The 19429-nt window shown below is 72.2% G+C and carries 15 protein-coding genes; 3 read left to right on the forward strand and 12 right to left on the reverse strand.

The genetic code is table 11. From position 1 onward, the window contains the following. Positions 1–46: 46 nt before the first annotated feature. Genes MXD60_RS07590 through MXD60_RS07605 form a run of 4 tightly spaced genes read right to left on the reverse strand, consistent with a single transcriptional unit; the run spans position 47 to position 3841 of the window. Positions 47–859 (reverse strand): SDR family oxidoreductase, encoded by an 813-nt coding sequence (locus MXD60_RS07590; protein ID WP_248818274.1) that lies wholly within the window; start codon positions 857–859, stop codon positions 47–49. Between the two features lie 3 nt (positions 860–862). Then, positions 863–1804, reverse strand: coding sequence for a fumarylacetoacetate hydrolase family protein (locus MXD60_RS07595; protein WP_248818275.1), 942 nt, complete (start codon positions 1802–1804; stop codon positions 863–865). Between the two features lies 1 nt (position 1805). Further along, on the reverse strand, positions 1806–2804 hold the full coding sequence (locus tag MXD60_RS07600) for a cyclase family protein (protein ID WP_248818276.1): 999 nt from the start codon (positions 2802–2804) through the stop codon (positions 1806–1808). After that, positions 2801–3841 carry an amidohydrolase family protein gene (locus tag MXD60_RS07605; RefSeq protein ID WP_248818277.1) on the reverse strand — a complete coding sequence of 347 codons (1041 nt, stop codon included), beginning with the start codon at positions 3839–3841 and terminating at the stop codon, positions 2801–2803. The genes MXD60_RS07600 and MXD60_RS07605 overlap by 4 nt, the downstream gene beginning before the upstream one ends. 120 nt (positions 3842–3961) lie before the next feature. Here MXD60_RS07605 and MXD60_RS07610 point away from each other — a divergent pair, with 120 nt between their 5' ends. Further along, positions 3962–4906: a LysR family transcriptional regulator gene (locus MXD60_RS07610; RefSeq protein ID WP_248818278.1), complete on the forward strand. Its 945-nt coding sequence runs from the start codon at positions 3962–3964 to the stop codon at positions 4904–4906. A gap of 243 nt (positions 4907–5149) precedes the next feature. Here MXD60_RS07610 and MXD60_RS07615 read toward each other — a convergent pair whose 3' ends face one another. Further along, the gene (locus MXD60_RS07615; protein WP_248818279.1) at positions 5150–6088 is read right to left on the reverse strand and encodes a VOC family protein; all 939 of its coding nucleotides are present in this window, start codon (positions 6086–6088) and stop codon (positions 5150–5152) included. Beyond that, entirely contained in the window at positions 6085–6381 is a 297-nt protein-coding gene (locus MXD60_RS07620; protein WP_248818280.1) for a fumarylacetoacetate hydrolase family protein, read from the reverse strand. The genes MXD60_RS07615 and MXD60_RS07620 overlap by 4 nt, the downstream gene beginning before the upstream one ends. A gap of 207 nt (positions 6382–6588) precedes the next feature. On the opposite strand from MXD60_RS07620, the gene MXD60_RS07625 reads away from it, so the two are divergent. Then, positions 6589–7800, forward strand: coding sequence for an FAD-dependent oxidoreductase (locus MXD60_RS07625; protein WP_248818281.1), 1212 nt, complete (start codon positions 6589–6591; stop codon positions 7798–7800). A gap of 31 nt (positions 7801–7831) precedes the next feature. Here the strand turns inward: MXD60_RS07625 and MXD60_RS07630 are convergent, their stop codons facing one another. Continuing rightward, positions 7832–12748 carry a diguanylate cyclase domain-containing protein gene (locus MXD60_RS07630; protein ID WP_248818282.1) on the reverse strand — a complete coding sequence of 1639 codons (4917 nt, stop codon included), beginning with the start codon at positions 12746–12748 and terminating at the stop codon, positions 7832–7834. A 386-nt stretch (positions 12749–13134) separates the two neighbouring features. Between MXD60_RS07630 and MXD60_RS07635 the strand changes: the two genes are divergently transcribed. Further along, positions 13135–13959, forward strand: a complete 825-nt coding sequence (locus MXD60_RS07635) for an IclR family transcriptional regulator (protein WP_248818283.1) — start codon at positions 13135–13137, stop codon at positions 13957–13959. A 57-nt stretch (positions 13960–14016) separates the two neighbouring features. On the opposite strand, the gene MXD60_RS07640 is transcribed toward MXD60_RS07635, so the two are convergent. The 5 genes from MXD60_RS07640 to MXD60_RS07660 all read right to left on the reverse strand — a co-directional run bounded on the left by MXD60_RS07640 (position 14017) and on the right by MXD60_RS07660 (position 19302). Further along, positions 14017–14700, reverse strand: coding sequence for a 3-oxoacid CoA-transferase subunit B (locus MXD60_RS07640; protein WP_248818284.1), 684 nt, complete (start codon positions 14698–14700; stop codon positions 14017–14019). Beyond that, positions 14697–15407, reverse strand: coding sequence for a 3-oxoacid CoA-transferase subunit A (locus MXD60_RS07645; RefSeq protein ID WP_248818285.1), 711 nt, complete (start codon positions 15405–15407; stop codon positions 14697–14699). The genes MXD60_RS07640 and MXD60_RS07645 overlap by 4 nt, the downstream gene beginning before the upstream one ends. A gap of 61 nt (positions 15408–15468) precedes the next feature. Next, complete coding sequence (locus MXD60_RS07650; protein ID WP_248818286.1) at positions 15469–16635, reverse strand: sugar ABC transporter substrate-binding protein; 1167 nt, start codon at positions 16633–16635, stop codon at positions 15469–15471. 31 nt (positions 16636–16666) lie between these two features. Further along, complete coding sequence (locus MXD60_RS07655) at positions 16667–17710, reverse strand: ABC transporter permease (protein WP_248818287.1); 1044 nt, start codon at positions 17708–17710, stop codon at positions 16667–16669. Next, complete coding sequence (locus tag MXD60_RS07660) at positions 17707–19302, reverse strand: sugar ABC transporter ATP-binding protein (protein WP_248818288.1); 1596 nt, start codon at positions 19300–19302, stop codon at positions 17707–17709. Before MXD60_RS07660 ends, MXD60_RS07655 begins: the two co-directional genes overlap by 4 nt. Positions 19303–19429 lie beyond the last annotated feature (127 nt).

Below are 19429 nucleotides of genomic sequence, written 5' to 3' on the forward strand. Positions count from 1 at the left end.
ACCGCGGCCGGACCCCGGGGCGCGGCCGCGGTCGCGGGGCCTTCGCTCAGTCGGTCACCGCGTCGGCGGCGGTCGGGGTCGTGGCCGCGAGGCGGCGTACGCCGGCGAGCCAGCGGTCGGGGTCGGCGGCCTTGCGGGCCCAGTACTTCCCGACCTCGGGGTGCGGGAGGATGAGGAACCGCTCGGCCGCCAGCCCGTCGATCACCGCCGCCGCCACCTCCTCGGCTGTGATCACCGCGCCGGACGCGGCGACGATGGACGCCGCCGAGCGGCCCTCCCGCAGCGGGTCGAGCAGCAGCGGCGTCGAGACCCCCAGCGGGCACACGACCGCCACCCTGATCCCGCGGTCCCCGTAGGTGACGGACAGCCACTCGGCCAGCGCCACCGCGCCGTGCTTGGTCACGGTGTAGGGGGCGTCGCCGGGAGTGGTGAGCAGCCCGGCGGCCGAGGCCACGTTGAGCAGGCAGCCGCTGCCGCGTTCCAGCATCGACGGGAGCACCGCCCGCGCCGCGTACACGTGGGCCAGCACGTTCACGGCGAAGCTCTGCTGCCACGCCGCCGTGTCGACCTCCACGCCGCCGCCCGCGAAGACACCGGCGTTGGAACAGAACAGGTCGATCCGCCCGTGCTGGTCCAGGGTCCGTTCCACCAGCCCCGCCACGGCCGCCTCGTCGGTGACATCGGTGACGTCGGCGGTGGCGGAGGCGCCGATGTCGGCGGCCACCGCCTCGGCGAGGGCCTTGTCCCGGTCGCTGACGACGACGGCGGCCGCGCCCTCGGCGGCGAAGCGCCGCGCCAGCGCGGCGCCGATCCCACTGCCCGCGCCGGTCACGACGGTGACGGCATCACGCACGTCCATCGTTCACACCCCCAGTCCGATGCGTCGCCGCCCCGCCGGGACCTCGACGGCCGCCGGGCCGGCGACCAGCCGATTCTCGATGAAGCCGAGCTCCTCGACGTCGATGCGCACGACGTCGCCCGCCGTCAGCCAGTCCGGCGCGGTGTCCGGGTGGGTCCGGCGGATCTCCGCCAGGCAGCCCGTGCCGCACGTCCCCGACCCGAGAACGTCCCCCGGGCGCACGACCGTGCCCCGGGAGGCGTGGGCGACGAGCTCGGCGAACGACCAGGACATGTTCGACGTGACGTCGCCGCCGGTGCGCACGCCGTTGAGGTGCACCTCGGTGCGCAGCGCCAGCAGCCCGTCCTCGACGCGGTCGGCGAGCTCGTCGGCGGTGACCAGCCACGGCCCGAGGGTGATCGCGGAGTCCTTCGACTTCGACGGGCCCATCGGGAAACGCATCTCGCGGACCTGCAGGTCCCGTCCCGACCAGTCGTTGAAGATCGTGTAGCCGAGGATGTGGTCGGCGGCGGCCCGGGGCGTCAGGTCCGAGCCGGCCCTGCCCACGACGACGCCGACCTCGAGCTCGTAGTCGAACTCCCGGACCCGCGGCGGCATCCGGACGTCGGCGTACGGGGCGGTGATCGCCGCCGGGTTGGAGAAGTAGAACAGCGGCTCGTCGTACCACTCGTCCGGCACCGAGCCGGCGAGCTCCGCCAGGTGCCGCTCGTAGGTGAGGAAGTCCCGCACGCTCGGCGGCGCGAGCAGCGGCCCGAACGTCGCCGCCGCCGCGGGCACCGCGTCGCCGTGGCGCACCCGGCGCGCGACGTCGTCGAGGGCCTCCGCGCCGCCGTCGATGACCTGAGCCATGGTGGGGCCGCCGGCGTCGAGCAGGCGGATGACGTCGTCGTCGAGGACACCGACGCGGGGGCGGCCGTCCGTGTCCAGCAGGGTCGTCAGCCGCATGTCACTTCACCGCCACGGGGTTGACCGGGGAGCCGACCGCGCCGGTGAACGGCAGCGGCTGCGCGGCGAGGAGGAACTCGTGGACGCCGTCGCGGGCACAGTCGGCGGCCAGCTCGTCGAGATCCCACATCTCGCCGAGGAGCAGCCCGAGGTGCGGCAGCGCCACCTGGTGCAGGGGTTGCATGGCGCCCGGCCACTCGTTGGGCCGGACCTCCACCCCCCAGGTGTCGGTGGCGATGGCGGCGACCTCGGTGTCGTGCAGCCAGCCGAGGGTCTCGAACGACAGGCCCGGCGCGGGCCCGCCGGCGTAGGCGCCCCAGCCGTCACCGGCGGTGACGCCGCGCCGGGCCCGGGTGAGCTGACCGGTGCGGATCAGCAGGATGTCGCCGCGGCCCACGGCCGAGGTCGGTCCCTGCCTCTCGATCGTCTCCCGCAGCTCGACGCTGGTGATCGCGAAACCGTCCGGGAGTTCGCCGTCGTTGCCGAAGGCCCGGCCGACGTCGAGCAGCACCCCGCGGCCGACCAGGGGCGCGGCGACATGCTGGATGCCGGTGACGAGATCGCCCTCGCTGGTGACGGTCTCGCGGGCGACCCGGCCGTTCCACGCGACACCGTGGTCGAAGCAGTGGCCGAGGCCGTCCCACTGGGTGCTGCACTGCAGCGGCATGAACACCATGTCGTCCGCGACCGACAGCCCGTGCGGCAGCCCCATCTGCTCGGCGGTGTCCATCCCCGTCGAGCTCATGGTGTGCACGGGGTTGACCCGGCGCTTCCAGCCGAACTGCGGGCCGTTCTCGTCGAAGGGCAGGGACAGGCTGAACGACCGGCCGTGGCGCGCGAGCCCGGCGGCCGCGGCACGTAAGGACTCGTCGAGGAAGTTCACGGTGCCGCGGGCGTCGTCGGTGCCCCAGCGGTTCCAGTTGCTGAAACGCTTCGCGGACGCGGCGATGGCCGCCTCCGGATCGGTGCCGAACTCGGCGGTGATGTCGTGCGTCGTCATCGCTGCGCTCCAGGGACGGTGAGATCGAGAGGGACGGTGAGACCGAGCAGCCGCGCGGCGTTGGCGCCGCGGATCGCCTCGGTGGTGGCGGGGTCGAGTCCGGCGGCCTCCAGGCGGTCCACCGGATCCTCGACCCCCATGTCGAAGGGGTAGTCGCTGCCGAGGGTGACCTGGCCGGCGCCCATGACCCGGACCAGGTGCCGCAGCTGGTCGGGGTCGTAGACCAGGGAGTCGACGAAGGTGCGGCGCAGCAGCGCCGACGGCGGCTCGGCGGTCGTGCGGGCATCCGCGTGGCGCACGGCCCAGGCATGGTCGGCGCGCACGACGTAGCTGGGCAGGTAGCCGCCGCCGTGCGCCGACCAGATCCGCAGGTCCCGGTGGCGTTCCAGAACGCCCGAGAACAGCAGGCGGGACAGCGCGAGCGCCGTCTCGGTCGGGTTGCCGACGCTGTTGAACAGGTAGTAGGCGTTGAGCCGCTCGCCGAGCGTGCAGCCCCACGGATGGATCAGGACGGCCGCGCCGAGCCGCTCCGCCGCCGCCCAGAACTCCGCCAGCGACGGGTCGTCGAGCTCGCGGCCCGGCCCGGCGGACGTGGAGATCTGCACCCCGCGCATCCCCAGCTCGCCGACCGCCGTCTCCAGCTGGCGCACCGCCAGGTCGGGATGCTGCAGTGCGACGGTGCCGATGGGCAGCAGCCGGGCGGGGTCCTTCGCGCAGAAGGTCGCGACGGACTCGTTGCTCGCCGCCACGATCCGCTCGGCCAGCTCCCGGTCGGCCCAGGCGTGCGGCAGCGGCACGGCGCTCACCGCCTGGATGTCGACCCGCGCGGCGTCCATGGCCGCGAGCCGCGGCTCCAGGTCGGTGAGTCGCGGCGCGAGCTCGCCGATGAGCGCCAGGTTGGCCCGCAGCGACGCGGGGCCGAGTGTGGCCGCGTCCACCGCGCGCTGGCCTCCGAGCCCCGGGTGGCCCTCGATCAGGGCGTCGACCTCGGGGACGGCGACGTGCGCGTGGACGTCGATGGCGGGTACGGAGGGCACCGGTTCACTCCTTGCGGGTCGGCGGGGGGGACGGGCGAACAGCCCCGGGGCAAACGGGATTTGACAGTCGCTTCCTCACGTTTCAGGGTGTGACCGGCATCACCGAGTTGTGGAGGGTCTGTGAATCTTGGACAGCTGGATCTGAACCTGCTGGTCGTGCTCGACGCGCTGTTACGCGAGAAGAACGTGACCCGGGCGGCGGAAAGCCTGCACCTGTCCCAGCCCGCCACCAGCACGGCGCTGGCCCGCCTGCGGCGCACCCTCGGCGACGAGCTGCTCCGCCGCAACGGCCGCTACCTGGAGCTCACGCCGCGCGCGGAGTCGCTCATCGCACCGGTGCGGGAGGTGCTGGCGACCATCGAGCAGACGATCGTCCGGCCGCGGACCTTCGAGCCCCTCACCGACTCGCGCCATTTCGCGGTCATCGGCAGCGACTACATCGGCACGACCCTGCTGCGGCCCCTGATCGCCCGCCTCGTCGGGCTCGCCACCGGGCTGCAGGTCGACGCCGCCCCGATCGGCGTGCGCTTCGTCGAGGCGCTCAACCGCGACGAGGTCGACATCGCGATCCTGCCCGACCGGATCGTCGGCGCCGGCGCGCTCCCGGACTGCTCGCGTCGGCCCGTCATCCTCGAACGGTTCGTCGGCGTGGTGTGGCGCGAGCACCCGCACGCCGGCGACCGTCTCACCGCCGACCTGCTGGCCCACTCGCCCTATCTCGGCTATGTCGCGTCGGGCGCGCGTTGCCTCGTCGAAAGAGACCTCGACGCCGCCGGCTGCCCGCGCCGGGTCGCGGCGACCTCCAGCAGCATGGTGACCATGGCCTTCCTCCTCGCCGGCACGGACCTGGTGGCGCTGCTGCCGGAACGGCTGGCCCGCCGGGTCGCGGCGGCGGCGGAGATCCGCATCCTGGAGCCCGAGATGCCGCTGCCGCCGTTGCGCGAGTCGGCGTTCTGGCACGCGCGCCGCGACCGGGACCCGGGGCATGTCTGGCTGCGCCAGCAGCTGTTCGCGGTCGCCCGCGACGAGTTCCCGGACGCCGACGGCGGAGCCGTGGCGGCGTGAGGCCGCCGGCCGTGACCCGGGGGCCATCAGGCGGCCTGCCTGGTGAGCGCGGCGATGCGGCCCATGAGTGCCGGAACGTCCGCCCTGCTCGTGGGTCAGCCGCCAGCGCGCGAGCTGGGTCGAGGCCGCGACGACGGCCGCACCCGCGGTGCCGGCCCCCACGACCAGGACGCTGTCCACAGCGGACACCTCAGGACTCCTTCATCGGCGGGCAGGAAACGGACCGCGCACTGCGCCGCGGGTTCACAGGGGCGGCGCGACGAACACGCCGCGGTCGGGATCGTTGAAGCTTTCCTTCGCCAGCTGTTCGTCGAACGGGTTCGCCGTCCCCCACTGGTCCTGGTTCTGCTCCTGCGAGACGTCGTAGACGGTGGGATGCCAGCGGTCCTCGTCGACGACATCCAGCTCGGTGGTGTATTCGACCGTGTTGCCGTGCGGATCGAGAAAGTAGCTGAAGGTGTTGTCGCCGGCCATGTGCCGGCCCGGACCCCAGATCATCCGGGTTCCGGCGCGCAGTGCCCGGCCCGTTCCGCGCATGTACTCGTCCAGGCCGCGCAGCTCGAAGGAGGCGTGGTGCAGCGAGACGTGCGGGCCCTTGGCGATGGCCAGGCTGTGATGCTGCGGACTGCAGCGCATGAACTTCATCAGGTCACCGGCGTACGGGTGGGAGAGCTCGTCGGACAGCGCGAAACCGAGATGCTGTTCGAAGAACGCCTGGGTGCGCGCGATGTCGGGGGAGTTGACGACCACGTGGGAAAGGCGGACCGGAATGGACTCCCCTTCCTCGATCGCGCGGTGCTGGCGGGTCGCGACGTCGGCGGAAACCTCGATGGTGCGGCCGTCGACGTCGAAGAAACGGAAACCGTAACCGCCGCCGGCGGTCGCCAGCGCGCCCGGCTCGTGAACGAGGTGGACGCCCGCGGCGCCGAGCCGTTCGGCGAGCGTATCGACGTCCGCCGGTGTCGCGGCGCCGAACGCGAGAAGATCAAGGCGCTTCTCCGTGTCCCGGCGCAGCCGCACGATGAACTGCTCGGGCGATCCCTCGGCGGCGAGAAACGCGACGCCGTTGTCCTGTGCGACCGGGGTGAGGCCCCACACCGAGGTGAAGAAGTCGAGCTGGCGGTCGTAGTCGGGCACCGCGAGGGCGACGTGCCGCAGGTGCGTGATCAGGCGGGTGGTCATCGCCGGGTTCCGTTCTGCTCGAGCGCGCCGGCCTCGGCGACGCGGCGGTCGGACTGGGCGCCGAGGCCAGTGATGGTCGAGTTCATGACGTCGCCGGCGCGCGGCAGGCGTCCGCGTGGCAGGCCGTTGCCCGCGGGGCTGCCGGTCAGCACGAGGTCACCGGGCAGCAGCGTCGACACCGTCGAGCAGTACGCGACGATGCGGGCGACGAGCGCCGGAAAAGGGCCGCCGCCGGGATCGGCGAGGCGGGCCAGTGCCCACGGCCCCGCATGGTCGATCGTCGGGACAGACATCACGATCGCGTCGACTCCTTCGTTGGGCGCGTCACCACGTGTCGCCTCGCCAGGATTTGCCGACAACGGTCTCCGGCGGAAACTCGCGCTGTGAATACCGGCAATCGACGCGACGAATATCCGCCCTTCTCTTGACGTCCCGCCGGGGGGCGGACAGTGTTCTTCCCACAGTGGCGCTCGCCGCTGTTTCACCGATGAGGTGCCATCATGAGCAGCGCAACCAGTTCGACCGCGCCCGCCGGTCGGGTCGCGGTCCTGGGCGCCGGCCCCGCGGGTATGGCGGCGGCGCTCGGCGCGATCAGGTCCGGGCACGTTGTCGTCGTCTACGAGCGTTACCGCGAGGCCCGTCCGGCCGGGAGCATTCTGAATCTCTGGCCACCGCCGCTGAAGGCGTTAGAATTACTCGGCGCCGATATCCACGATCTCGGCGCGCCGACGGACTCGCAGTTCCGCAATGCGCGGGGCAGGGTGCGGGTGGACGTGAAGCAGGACGAGGCGGTCCGGGCCGCCTACGGCGGTGGATTCATCGGCCTGTTGCGACCCGAGCTCTACGAGCGGATGCTGAACGCGCTTCCGCCGGGGGTCATCCGGTTCAACCAGCAGGTGGTCGGCATCGCGCAGGACGAGCGCGCCGTCACCCTCACGTTCGACGACGGCACGACCGCCGAGCACGATGTGCTGGTCGGCGCCGACGGTATCGATTCACTGGTGCGCCGCACGCTCTGGGGTGACGCGCCGAAACGCGAGCACCGTTTACATGTCTTCGGCGGCTTCACCTTCGCCGACGTCGCCGGCGTCGAACCAAACATGTGCGTCATCAGCCACGGCCGTACCGTCCAGGGCAGCTGGACGTCGATTCGGCACCAGGGCCGCGACGGCCACCAGTGGTGGGTCCTCACCGCCACCGACCCCGACGCTCCGGCGCCGCCGGATCTGCGGGCCGCGGCGGTCGGGCTCGCCGCGCAGTTCCCGGCGCCGCTGTCCGGGCTGGTCGCGGCTACCGAACCGGCCGATGTGCAGCGCTGGGTGCTGCGCGACCGCAAGCCGCTCAAGCAGTGGTCGAAGGGCCGCATCACGCTGGCCGGCGATGCCGCGCACGCGACCTCGCCGTACGCCGCCTACGGCGCCGGGATGTCCATCGAGGACGGCTACTTCCTCGGCCGCGCGCTGCGCGGCGTCGACCTCACCGACCACGCGGCCGTGCGTGCCGCGCTGCAGTCCTACGAGGATCCGCGCAAGCCGCACACCGCGCGCCAGGTCCAGCAGGCGTGGATGCTCGGGAAGGTCTTTCACCACGCCCCCGCGCCGCTGCGCCCGATCCGCGACCTCATCTTCGACCACACGCCCTTCCTGCAGAAGGTCGTCGGCGACAGCAACCCGCGAGCGATCAACCGGCAACTCGCCCTGATCGGCGACTGACGCCCGCGGCCCGGCCACCCCGCGCATCGCGTCAGGGCGCCAGCCCGTTCCCGGTGGCACCGCCAGGGTCGTCCTTGGGCGTCGCCGCCTCGACCTGGTCGCGCCCGTGCCGCTTGGCCCGGTACAGCGCCTCGTCGGCGAGATCGACCAGCCGCTGCTGATGGTCCTCGGCGGTGGGAGTGAGCGACGTGAAGCCGACGCTGATGGTGACGATGCGTGTCCGGACCGCCGGGTGCGGCTCGGCGAGGTCCGCCACGGCGCGGCGCAGCCGCTCGGCCCGGCAGCGGGCATCCTCGGCATCGGTGCCAGGCATCACGACGGCGAACTCCTCACCGCCGTAACGGGCGGCCAGGTGCCCGGCACCGGTGTTCTCCGCCAGGCAGGCGGCGACCTTCTCGAGGCAGCGGTCGCCGGCCGCGTGCCCGAGGTGGTCGTTGTAGCGCTTGAAGAAATCGATGTCGATCATCACGAGGGCGATCGGGGTGCCCTGGCGCTGCGCGCGCTGCCAGGCAGTGCTGAGGAAGTCCTCGAGGTGGCGCCGGTTGGCCAGCCCGGTCAGCGGATCGGTCAGGGAGAGCAGTTCGAGCCGGTGGTTGGCGGTGGCGAGCTGGTGGGTGCGGTCGGCGACCTTGTTCTCCAGCGAGGCGTACAGCTGGGCGTTGTCGAGGGAGACCGCCAGCTGCTTGGCGATCATCAGGATGCCGTCGAGGCGCTCGACCGAGAACGCGTCACGGATCATCCGGTTCTCCAGCAGGAGCACCGCCCGCGCCGCGCCGCGGATCACGATGGGAACGGCCAGGACGGAGCAGCGGTCGAGGTCGGTGAAGTACGGATCGCGGTGGAACCGGTCGTCACCAGTGGCATCAGCGGCGACAACGGCCGCCTGCGTGCGTTCGCAGTACCGGACGACCGAGGACGGCAGGAGGCGCCGCCGGCTGGCCTCGCCGAGGGAGATCACCTCGCCGGAGCCGGACGGGACGGACCAGCCGTCGTCCTCCTCGTCGCGGAGCACGAGGTGGACCGCGGTCGCGCCGGTCATCTCCGAGAGGATTCCCACGACCCGCGCGCGCAGGCCGTCGATGCTGGTCTCGGAGCTCAGGGCCTGGGAGGCGGCGACGATGCCGAGCAGGTCGATGCTGCCGGCGGCGAGGGTCTGGCTGGCTGCGGGCGCCGCGGCGGACGCCACGTCGTTCAGTGCCGGGTACGCCCAGTCGAGCTGGTTGACCTTCGCGTGCGCACCCCAGGCGAGGTATTCGCGCCGCGCCGCGGCGAGCAGCCGACCGCCGACGTCCCGAAGTCCGTGGGCGAGGTAGAAGCGGGCCGCGTGCTCGAGAATCAGCGCCCGGTGCCACGGCCGGCGCAGCGCGAGGGACTCGCTCTGCGCCGCGTCGAACAGGTAGGCCGCCTGCCGGAAGTCACCGACCGTCCAGGCTCGTTCGGCCTCCATCAGCCGCAGGAGGTGGCGGAAGTTGGCGGGCGCGTCGGCCGCCAGTTCGGACACCCGGCTGACCAGCTCGTCCAGCGTGGTGAGCAGGGCGTCGTGCTGGGCGCGGTCCACCACCCGGCGGGCCCGCCCGGCCAGCGAGAGGGCGCGCAGCACCCGGGTCACCGACATCGCGTAGCTCGTCTCGACCGTCGGCGGGGCCGGGAACACCGCCTCGGTGTGCCGGGCCAGGTCCTCGGGCTGGGCGAGGACCGCCGCCTCGAAGGCCCGGGTGACGTGCAGGGAGAGGGTGGCCTGCGGATCGTCGGCGACCAGGCTGAGCGTGGTCGCCTGGTCCGCCGCCGTCTCGGTGCACTCGCCCCGCAGGATCCGCACCAGGTGGCGGTACGCCCGGAAGGTGTCGGCGGCGTGGGTGTTGCCGGTCCGCGCGCTGAACGTCAGTGCGTCCTCGACCTCGGCGGCGACCAGGTCGAGGGAGGGCGCGCAGTCCAGCAGGTTCTGGATCAGCGGGTAGTGGGTCCAGCAGGCGAGTTGCAGGTCGCCCGTCTGGATCAGGCCCTCCAGGGTGCGCCGCGCCGCGGCCACGTTGTCCTCGAGGGAACCGAACCGGTGCCCGGCGCCGACGGTGTACAGGAACTCCAGTCGCCAGGTGTCGGCCGTGTAGCCGCGTGCGCGGCCGACCTCGAGGACGCGCCGCATGATGCGGTAGCCGGTGTGGTAGTCGTTCCTGCGGGTCTCGGTCACGATGGGAATCAGGCCGGCGGGGACAAGCAGGTCGGGCGCGGGGCCGCGCTGCGCCCACAGCTGCATCGACCGGACGCTCAACCAGGCCATCGTCTCCAGGTCGCCGAAGTACGCCGCACGCGAGAGGCTGCTGATCACCCTGGTGATGTCGGTCTGGACGGCGTCGTAGTCGGATGCCCGAGCCAGGTCGTCGGCCGCGCCGGTCTCCTCCGACCAGCGGTAGAGCTCGTCGAGGGCGCGGTCGACCTCGGCGCCGAGGTCCGCCGGGGCCGGAATGGCCAGGCCGAGGCTCGCCAGGTGGTCGAGACCGATCCGCATCGCCTCGTCGACGAGGCCGCGGTTGTTGAGGCTGGTGATCTGCACGGTGACGGCCGCCGTGTACTGGCGCGCCGGCGGGCCGAGCCGGCTGATGTCGTGGAACACCCCGTCGGCTTCCTCCAGCCGGCCGAGGTTGGTCAGGGCGACGTGTCGCCGCAGGTACAGCTCGATGAGCTGGGCCGGGTCCGCCCGGTCGGCGAGCCGCACCGCCGCGCTCAGGAACCGCTCGGCCAGCGCGTGATTGGCTACCACCACCGACTCGTCCGCGGCGCGCCGGAACAGCCCGGCCACCACGCGCCGCTCCGCCGGGGCGAGCACCGCGTCGGTGACGTGCAGGTACTGCTCGGCGGCGGCGGCGAAGTACGCGGGGCGCCGCGCGAGGCGCCGGGCCAGGTCCAGCCGCAGGACGCGCCGTTGCTCCGCGGTGAGTGCGCCCAGCAGGGCCTCGTGCGTCCGGTCGTGGTGAAAGCGCACGCTCTGATGGCTCTCGGGTTCGAGAACCAGCAGGCCTTCGGCGAACGCGGGAGCGAGCCGGCGCTCCACCTCGCCCGGTGTCAGGCCGGTCGCCGCCGCGAGGAGGTCCGCCTCCACCCGGCCGGCCAGGCAGGCGAGCACGCTGAGGACCTCCGTGGTGGCCGGCGGCAGCGCCGCCAACCGGGTCGCCAGCAGCGCCGTCATGTCCACCGAGTCCAGCCGGGCGCGCAGCTCGGCCGGATCCCATCCCCACCCGCGCTCGTCGGCGGCGAGAAGCCGGTCGTGACGAAGCGTGTTGACCAGCTCGACCGTGTCGTACGGGTTGCCGTGGGTGGCGGGCGCGATCAGCCGGGCCAGCTCGGCCGCGGGCCGGGGATCCAGGTGCAGCAGGTCGGCCACCAGGCCCGACTGCCCCTCGGCTGCGAGGCCGCCCAGGCGCAGGTGACGCGGCCCGAGGGGCTGGGAACGCCAGCGGGCGAGCATCGGCGCCAGCGGATGGGTGGCGTCGACGTCGTCTTCCCGGTAGGCGGCGACGAGGAGCAGACCGTCGATCCGTTCCTCGCCGCCGAGGATCTGCTCGACGGTGCCCAGCGGGGTGCGGTCGGCCCACTGCAGGTCGTCGACGAAGAACACCACCGGTCGCTTCTGGCTCGCGACGGCGCGCAGCATCTCTACCGCGCCGCGCTGGATACGCCCGGGAGCCGTCATCGGATCGCCCGGTTCCGGGGTGACTTTCAGTAACGCCTGCAGTTCGGGCACGAGGGCCGAGACCAGGCCGGCGTTGGGCCCGAGCGAGGCGAGCAGCCGTTCGCGGGCCTCGGCCAGGTCACTGTCGGGTTCGGCCAGTAACGGGCGGATCAGCGCCCGGAACGCCTGCCGGACGCCGTCGTAGTCCAGGTCGCGGCGGTACTGGTCGAACTTGCCGGCGACGAACCAGCCATCGGCCCCGGCCACGATCGGCCGCAGCTCGTTGACCAGGGCGGTCTTGCCCACCCCGGGTGCGCCGCTGACGAGCAGCCCGGTGCACCGGCCGGCGAGCGCGTCGAGGAACGCCGTCCGCAGCTCGCCGATCTCCTCGTCGCGCCCGGCCAGCCGGGACGGCGCCATCGTCCGCGCCGGGACGTCGTGCGTGCCGGGACGGGCCAGCGTCTCGCCGCGGCGCAGCACGGCGAGATCACGCAGCAGCCCGTCGGCGCTCTGGTACCGGTCGTCCGGTTCCTTCTCGAGCAGATGCATGATGATCGCCGACAGGCTGGCGGGCACCGCGGGATTCAGCTTCGTCGGCGCGACGGGCACCCGGGCGAGGTGATCGTGGATGATGCGCAGCGGCTCGCCCGTGCCGAACGGGGGCGTTCCGGTCGCGAGCTCGTACAGGGTGGCCCCGAGCGCGTACAGGTCGGCGCGCTGATCCACCGGTCGAGCGGTCCGCCCGGTCTGCTCCGGCGCCAGGTACGCCAGCGTGCCGGCGACCTCGCTGGGATGGACGAACCCCGGCTGGACGGACACCAGGGTGGTCGCGAGCGCGAAGTCGATCAGGTGCGGTCTGCCGTGGTCACCGCGCATCACGATGTTCGCCGGGCTGATGTCGCGGTGCACCACCCCGCGCTGGTGGATCTCGGCCACCGTGCGCGCCAGTGACTCGGTCGTGGTGATCAGGGTGGCCTGGGCCAGGGGAGTCGTCCGTTCGGACAGCGCCGGTCCGCCGACATCGGCCAGCAGGATCGCGTTGTCGTCCTGGTCGGGGCCGGCCGCCGGCTGTGCGACGCCCTCGACGCCGGTCAGGCGGTCGAGGATCTCGGCCTCATGGCGGGACCGTTGCGGTCCGCCGGCCGCCAGCGCCTCCTTGCGGATCACCGTGTGCGTCGAAAGGACCAGTCGGGTGACCCGGGACCGCGCCGACTCGTGCACCCGCTCGGTTCTCAATACCACCGCCGGATCGGGATCCGCCGCCCTGCCCTGTAAACCCATCCGCGCTCCCCCGGTTTCGGATCACGGCCCACGTGTTCCAGTCTGCCCGCGATCATGGCAATGCCAACCATTGCCCCGGGCGCCGCATTCGGCGCCGGTTTCTGTGGTTTGGGCCCGTTACGACGCCATTATCCCGACGGCAATCCACGGTGAAGCGGTGGGGTTGATCTGGTGGACACGTCGCGGTGCGTGGGCGCGGATCCGGAGTGGGCCTGGACATGCGGGAGGCGTGCTATATTATCGTGACCTTTCTGGGTGTTTGTGACGTCTCCGCGAGCCCCGTAATCACCCTGAGTGCACGCCGGAGGGAATGAGTCGATGTCCAAATTCAGGATATCTATGAACATTCGGCCGTCGTCACGTCCGACCCGTCGCTTACGCGCGCGATGACAGTGGCCGCCGACCTGCGGGCGCCGGACGTACGACGAGCCGGTGACGGCGCCGCGAGCCGCCGGCGAGGCGAGACCGGACCGGTGATCCGACGGGCCACCCAGCTGCTGACCGCGTTCACCCCGGACCGGCCGGCGCTGACGCTGACCCAGCTCGCCCGCCGCGCCGGACTGCCACTCACCACCACGCACCGCCTCGCCGGCGAGCTCGTCGAGAACGGTCTGCTGGAACGCGACGTCGCCGGCGCCTACCACATCGGCCTGCGGCTGTGGGAGATCGCGTCGCTGGCGCCCCGCGGGCTTGGGCTGCGTGAACTCGCGCTGCCCCACATGGAGGATCTCTTCGCGGTCGTCCAGAACAACGTCCAGCTCGCCGTGCGCGACGGCGTCGAGTCCGTCTGGATCGAGCGCATCGGTGGCCGCAACGCGGTCCCGCTGCTCACCCGCGTCGGCGGGCGGTTCCCGCTGCACCCGACCGGTGCCGGTCGGGTGCTGCTCGCCCACGCCCCGGTCGACGTGCAGGAGGAGGTGCTCGCCTCCCCGCTCGCCCGGTACACGCCGCGCACCATCACCGGGCCGAGGGAGCTGCGGCGGCTGCTCGCCGACGTCCGGGCCCACGGCTTCGCCGTCAACGACCGGCAGGTCTGCCCGGACACGCTCTCGGTCGGCGCCCCGGTGCGCTGCGTGACCGGGGAGGTCGTCGCGGCCGTCTCGGTGGTGGTGCCGGCCAGCTCGGCGTCCGCGGCGGCGCTCGCGCCGGTCGTCCAGGCGACGGCGCGCGGCATCTCGCGGGCGGTGTGCGCGTCGGCGCCCAGCGACTGACGACCGCCGGCACCGCGATGCGGCGGTGAGCGGGCGTGGCGCCGAGCGGCGCGAGGCTCAGCTCCCGGTGCCGTCGAGGAGGGACAGTCCGGTCAGCTCGCGCAGCTCCTCGACCGTGGCGTCGAAGGCGGCGGTGACGGTCACCGTCGGTGCCTGCGCGTCGCCGGCGAGGACGAAGACCGCGAGGTCGGTGTACACGCGGCGTACGCAGCCCACCCCGGTGAGCGGATACGTGCAGGCCTGGACGAGTTTGGCGTGCCCCTGCCGGTCGAGCAGGGTCATCATCACGAAGGTCTGCTTCGCGCCGATCGCGAGGTCCATCGCCCCGCCGACGGCGGGAATGTCCTGCGCCCGCCCGGTGTGCCAGTTCGCCAGGTCGCCCGCGACCGACACCTGGTAGGCGCCGAGCACGCACACGTCGAGATGGCCGCCGCGCATCATGGCGAACGAGTCGGCGTGATGGAAGTACGAGGCGCCGGGCAGCTCCGTGACCGGCACCTTCCCGGCGTTGATCAGGTCGGGGTCGACGTCGTCGCCCGTCGCCTCGGGCCCCATGCCGAGCATGCCGTTCTCGGTGTGCAGCGTGACCTCGTCCTGTGGGCGCAGGTAGGCGCTGACCGTCGTGGGCAGGCCGATCCCCAGGTTGACGTAGGAACCGCGGGGGATGTCCCGGGCGACCGCCCGCGCGATGCCGGCGCGGTCCAGGCCGCGCCGGCTGGTGGTGGAGCCGGCCTCGCTCACGTCGCCGCTCCTCTCCCGTGCCGCGCGGCGTCTCGTGCGCCGCTGGCGGGTTCGACCGCGACCACGCGGTCGACGTAGATGCCCGGGGTGACGACGTTCTCCGGGTCGATGCCGCCGGCCGGGACGACGCGGGTGACCTCGGCGATCGTCGTCGTCGCCGCGGTGGCCATGATGGGGCCGAAGTTGCGGGCGGTGCGGCGGTAGGTGAGGTTCCCGCGCTCGTCGGCGAGGTGCGCCCGGATGAGGGCGAAGTCGGCCCGCAGCGGGTGTTCGAGGACGTGGTGGCGCCCGTCGATCTCCCGGGTCTCCTTGCCGGCGGCGAGCAGCGTGCCGTAGCCGGTCGGGGTGTAGAAGGCGCCGATGCCGGCGCCCGCGGCGCGGATCCGCTCGGCGAGGTTGCCCTGCGGCACCAGTTCGAGCTCGATCGTTCCCGCGCGGTACTTCTCGTCGAAGTGCCACGAGTCGGACTGGCGGGGGAAGGAGCACACGACCTTGCGGACGCGGTCCGCCGCGATCAGCAGGGCGAGGCCGACCTCGGCGCTGCCGGCGTTGTTGTTCACCACGACCAGATCCCGCGCGCCGTGCTCCAGCAGCGCCTCGATCAACGCCACCGGCTGGCCGGCCTCGCCGAACCCACCGATCATCACCGTCGCGCCGTCGGGTATCCCGGCCACCGCGTCGAACGGTGACGTCACGAATGCGACCACACTGATCCCTCCGGTCTCTCCTCGGTTGGGGCCGGCGGCCGACCGGCGGCCGGCGCAGCCGTCAGGACGGCAGTCCCCACGCCGCCCGGAAGACCTTGCTCCAGGTGTCGCCGCCGCTGAGCGTGCCGTCGTCGATCGCCACCTGGGACGGGTCCACGCTGTGAATGTTCGTCTCGTCGAAGATGCGGTACGGCGCGTTCAGCCGCACCCACGGCGTCGCTCCGGCCAGCACCCGGATGGTCTGGTCGAGCACGGCCCACGCGCAGTAGTTCGGGCTCACCTGGACCTCGGCCCGCTGGAACTGCCCGCTCGACACCCGCTGCAGCGCGGCCAGGTCACCGAGGGCGCTGGCCAGCTTGATGTGCTTGCCGCGCGGCGAGTTCTGCAGCCCGGGGACGATGTACTGGACGTTCGCGTCGAACTCGGAGAGCACGTATTTGATCTTCTTGTTCCTGAGTAGCGCGGTACTCACCTGCGTGCCGAGGCCACCGAGCTGCGCGGAGGTGACACCGATGATCTGGACCCGGCAGTCCGGGCAGTTCCTGGCGAACGTCGGCATGACGTAGTCCGTGATGTACCTGGTCTGCAGCGGCGTGTCGTTCTGCTGCACGAGCAGAACGTTCGCCTTGCCGTCGGAATCGGCGATCACCCAGTTCGCCGCGGCCTGCATCATGACCGGACCGCCGGTGCTGGCGTAGGTGACGCCGTTCGCCGGGGGAAGAGCCTCCGCCTCGGCCGAGATGATCTGGACGCCCGCGCTCCTCAGCGCGACGGCGCCCTGACCGATGAGGTCGACGGGAATGTTGTCGAGCACGATCACGTCATAGTGCTGGCTGATCGCCCGGGTCACGCACGCGCTGATGTTCGCGGGGGTGAGGTTGCCGTCGCAGCCGTCGATCGTGACGCCCGGGTCGGTCGCCACCGACAGCATCGTCCTCAGGACCGTCTGGAAGAAGGGAACCCTGAGGCTGATCGCCGTGTAGAGGACCTTCTTGCCCTTGGCCTTCTCGATCTGCGCGATGGGCGTCAGATCCGCGGCGAAGGTCTGCTTTCCGAGATGGGTGCTGATGGCCTGCCGGGCGGCGGCATCGGAGGCGCTGGTGGACCCGGCCGCGGCGGCGCTCGAGCCGGCGGACGACGAGTCGCAGCCGACCGCGGTGAGCAGCACCGCGAGTGGTAACGCCACGGCGGCGAGGGACCGGCGCAGCCGGCGGGAAACTGGCGACATGGACCACTCCTTGTGGGGGCCGGGGGCCTGCTCAAACGGCGCTGACCCGGCGCCGCAGCAGGGTGGACACGGTCACCGCGAGAACCAGCGAGGCCCCGAAGAAGAAGTCGCTGATCCACCCCGAGAGGCCGATGATCTGCAGGCCGACGATACCCGTGTAGAGAAAGAACACGGCGACCCACGTGCCGACCGGGTTGAAACGGCCGGGCACTATGATCGCGGTGCCAAGGAAGGTCGCGGCGAGCGCGGGAAGCAGGCTCGCGGTCGAGCTGACCGGGTCGAAACCGCCGAGGTTCGCGGCCATCAGCATGCCGCCGAGCCCGGAGAGCAGGCCGGAGAAGACGAACGCGCCGAAGCGGATGCGCTTCACGTTGACGCCGGCGAGCCGCGCCACCTCGCTGTTCGCGCCCACGAACGTCATGTGCTTCCCCAGCGGGGTGGCGAACAGAACGTAGGTCAGCACGACCACCAGCGCGACGCCGTAGAAGAACAGCAGCGGCAGGCCGCCGACCTGCGTCGTGGCGATGTCCGAGAACCCGAACGGCAGCCCGTTGACCGACGTCAGATGGGAGATCCACAGCGCCACCCCGATCAGCGCCGTGGCCATCCCGAGGGTGGTGATGATGGGGTCGACGCCGAGCAGAACGATGATCACGGCGTTCAGCGCCCCCGCGGCCACGCCCAGCGCCAGCCCGAACACGGCCGCCGCCGCGATCGGCCAGCCGTGGGTGACGTACATGACCGAGGTCGCCGTCCCGCTCAGGCCCATGATCGAGGCCACCGAGAAGTCGAACTCGCCCACCGAGAAGACGCAGACCAGTGCCATGCCCAGAAAGATCAGCTCGCCGTGGCTGCCGAAGATGATCTGGAAGGTGCCCCTGGTCAGGAACAGGTTGGGGGAGGCGGCGGCGAACGTGAGGACCATCAGGGCCCAGACGATGACCACCGCCCCGCGCCGGTTCAGGTCCGCCAGCCGGGCCCGGCTCCACCAGGACGTCGCCGGTGTCGCCGGTCCCGGCGGGCGGGCGGTTTCGTCGGTGCGGATGTGGCCGGTCTCGCCGGTCGTGGTGCTCACGAGTGTTCCTCCAGCGCCCCGAGGCGGTTGCCGACGGCGTCGATGACGTCCGCGGCGGTGAAAGGTGCGGTCAGCTCCGCCGAGGGGCGTCCCGCGGCGAGCACGACGACCCGGTCGCAGACGCTCGCGAGGTCCTCCTCGTCGAGGGAGACGACGACGACGGCCGCACCCGCCGCCGCGGCCCGGCGGATGTTGCGCAGGATGTCGCGGCGGGCGCCGACGTCGACGGCCTGTGTGGGCTCGTGGAGCAGCAGCACGCGGGGCCGCGCGACCATCCATTTCCCGACCAGGAACTTCTGCTGGTTCCCGCCGCTGAACGCGCCCATCGGCAGGTCCGCCCGCGCCGGCGTGATCCCGAAGTCCGCGATGACGCGGCGTGCCTCGTCCTCCTGCCAGTTCTTCGACAGCCAGTAGCGGCTGTTGCGCGACCGCATCCTCGGCAGCGAGAGGTTGTCGGACGCGGTGAGGCCGAGGGCGAGGCCGGCGGTGGTGCGGCCCTGGGGAACGAGGGCCACGCCGAGGTCGATCAGCGCCCGGGCGTTCGCGGCGGCGAGGTCGACCCGGCGGCCGTCGCAGGCGACGTGGCCGCCGCCGGGGCGGGTGCCGGCCAGCAGGTAGGGCAGCTCCTCGTGGCCGGACTCCGTCGCGCCGGTCACGCCGAGGACCTCGCCGGCCCGCAGCGCCAGGTCGACGCCGCGCAGGCGCCGTCCGGTCAGCCCGGTGGCGGTCAGGACGACATCGGCGGGCGCCCCCGGCACCTCCTCGCGCAGCGGATGCGTCTGCGCCTCGACGCCGAGCATCAACCGGGTCAGCTCGCGCACACTCGTCGCCGCCGTGGGTAGCGCCGAGGCGACGACCTGGCCGTCGCGCAGCACGGTGACGGCGTCGGAGAGCGCCATGACCTCGTCGAGGCGGTGGCTGACCAGCAGGATCGCGGTGCCCTGCACGGCGAGGTCGCGGACCGTCGCGTAGAAGCCCGCCAGCACCGCGGGCGGCAGCGACTGGGTGGACTCGTCGAAGACGATGACCCCGTCACCCCCGCGCAGGCTCTGCACCGCGCGGGCGATCGCCACGATCGAGCGCTGTGCCGCGCTGAGGCCACCGACGGGCGCGTCGACGTCGATCGACGATCCCAGCCGGTCGAGGGTGCGCCGCGCCGCCGACCGCTCCGTGCGCATGTCGATGCGACGGCTGAAACGCCCCCGGCTGAACCGGCCGATCCGAATGTTGTCCACGACCGAGGCGCTGTCGACCAGGCCCAGATCCTGGTGCACGAAGGCGATGCCGAGCTCGTCGAGCTGACGGGCCGTCAGCGGAAAGGAATACTCTTTTCCGGCCCGCGCCAGGATGGCACCGGAATCCGGCCGGTGAAAACCGGAGAGAATTTTGACGATCGTCGATTTCCCGGAGCCGTTCTGGCCGATCAGCGCGTGAATGTCGCCCGGCACCAGGTCGAGGTGCGCGTCACGCAGGACGGTTGTCCGGCGGAAGGTCTTCGTCAGGCCCGTGAGGCGCACGCCCTCGAATCCCGGCGCGGCTGACGGCGGGCGGGGTGCCGCGACGGGCGGCGAGTCGCCGGTGATGTGGCTCACAGGCCGGAGATTAGGCCGGTTGACCCGTTCCCGACCAGCGCAGTTCCGGGATGCCAGCTATTCACCCCGGCGATGTCCGGAACGCCCCCGCGGATTCGCCGAGGGAGAACTTCCGCTATTCGGAAGG

Origin of the sequence: Frankia sp. AgB32, from assembly GCF_023243045.1 — a bacterium.
Classification (GTDB): Bacteria; Actinomycetota; Actinomycetes; order Frankiales; family Frankiaceae; genus Frankia.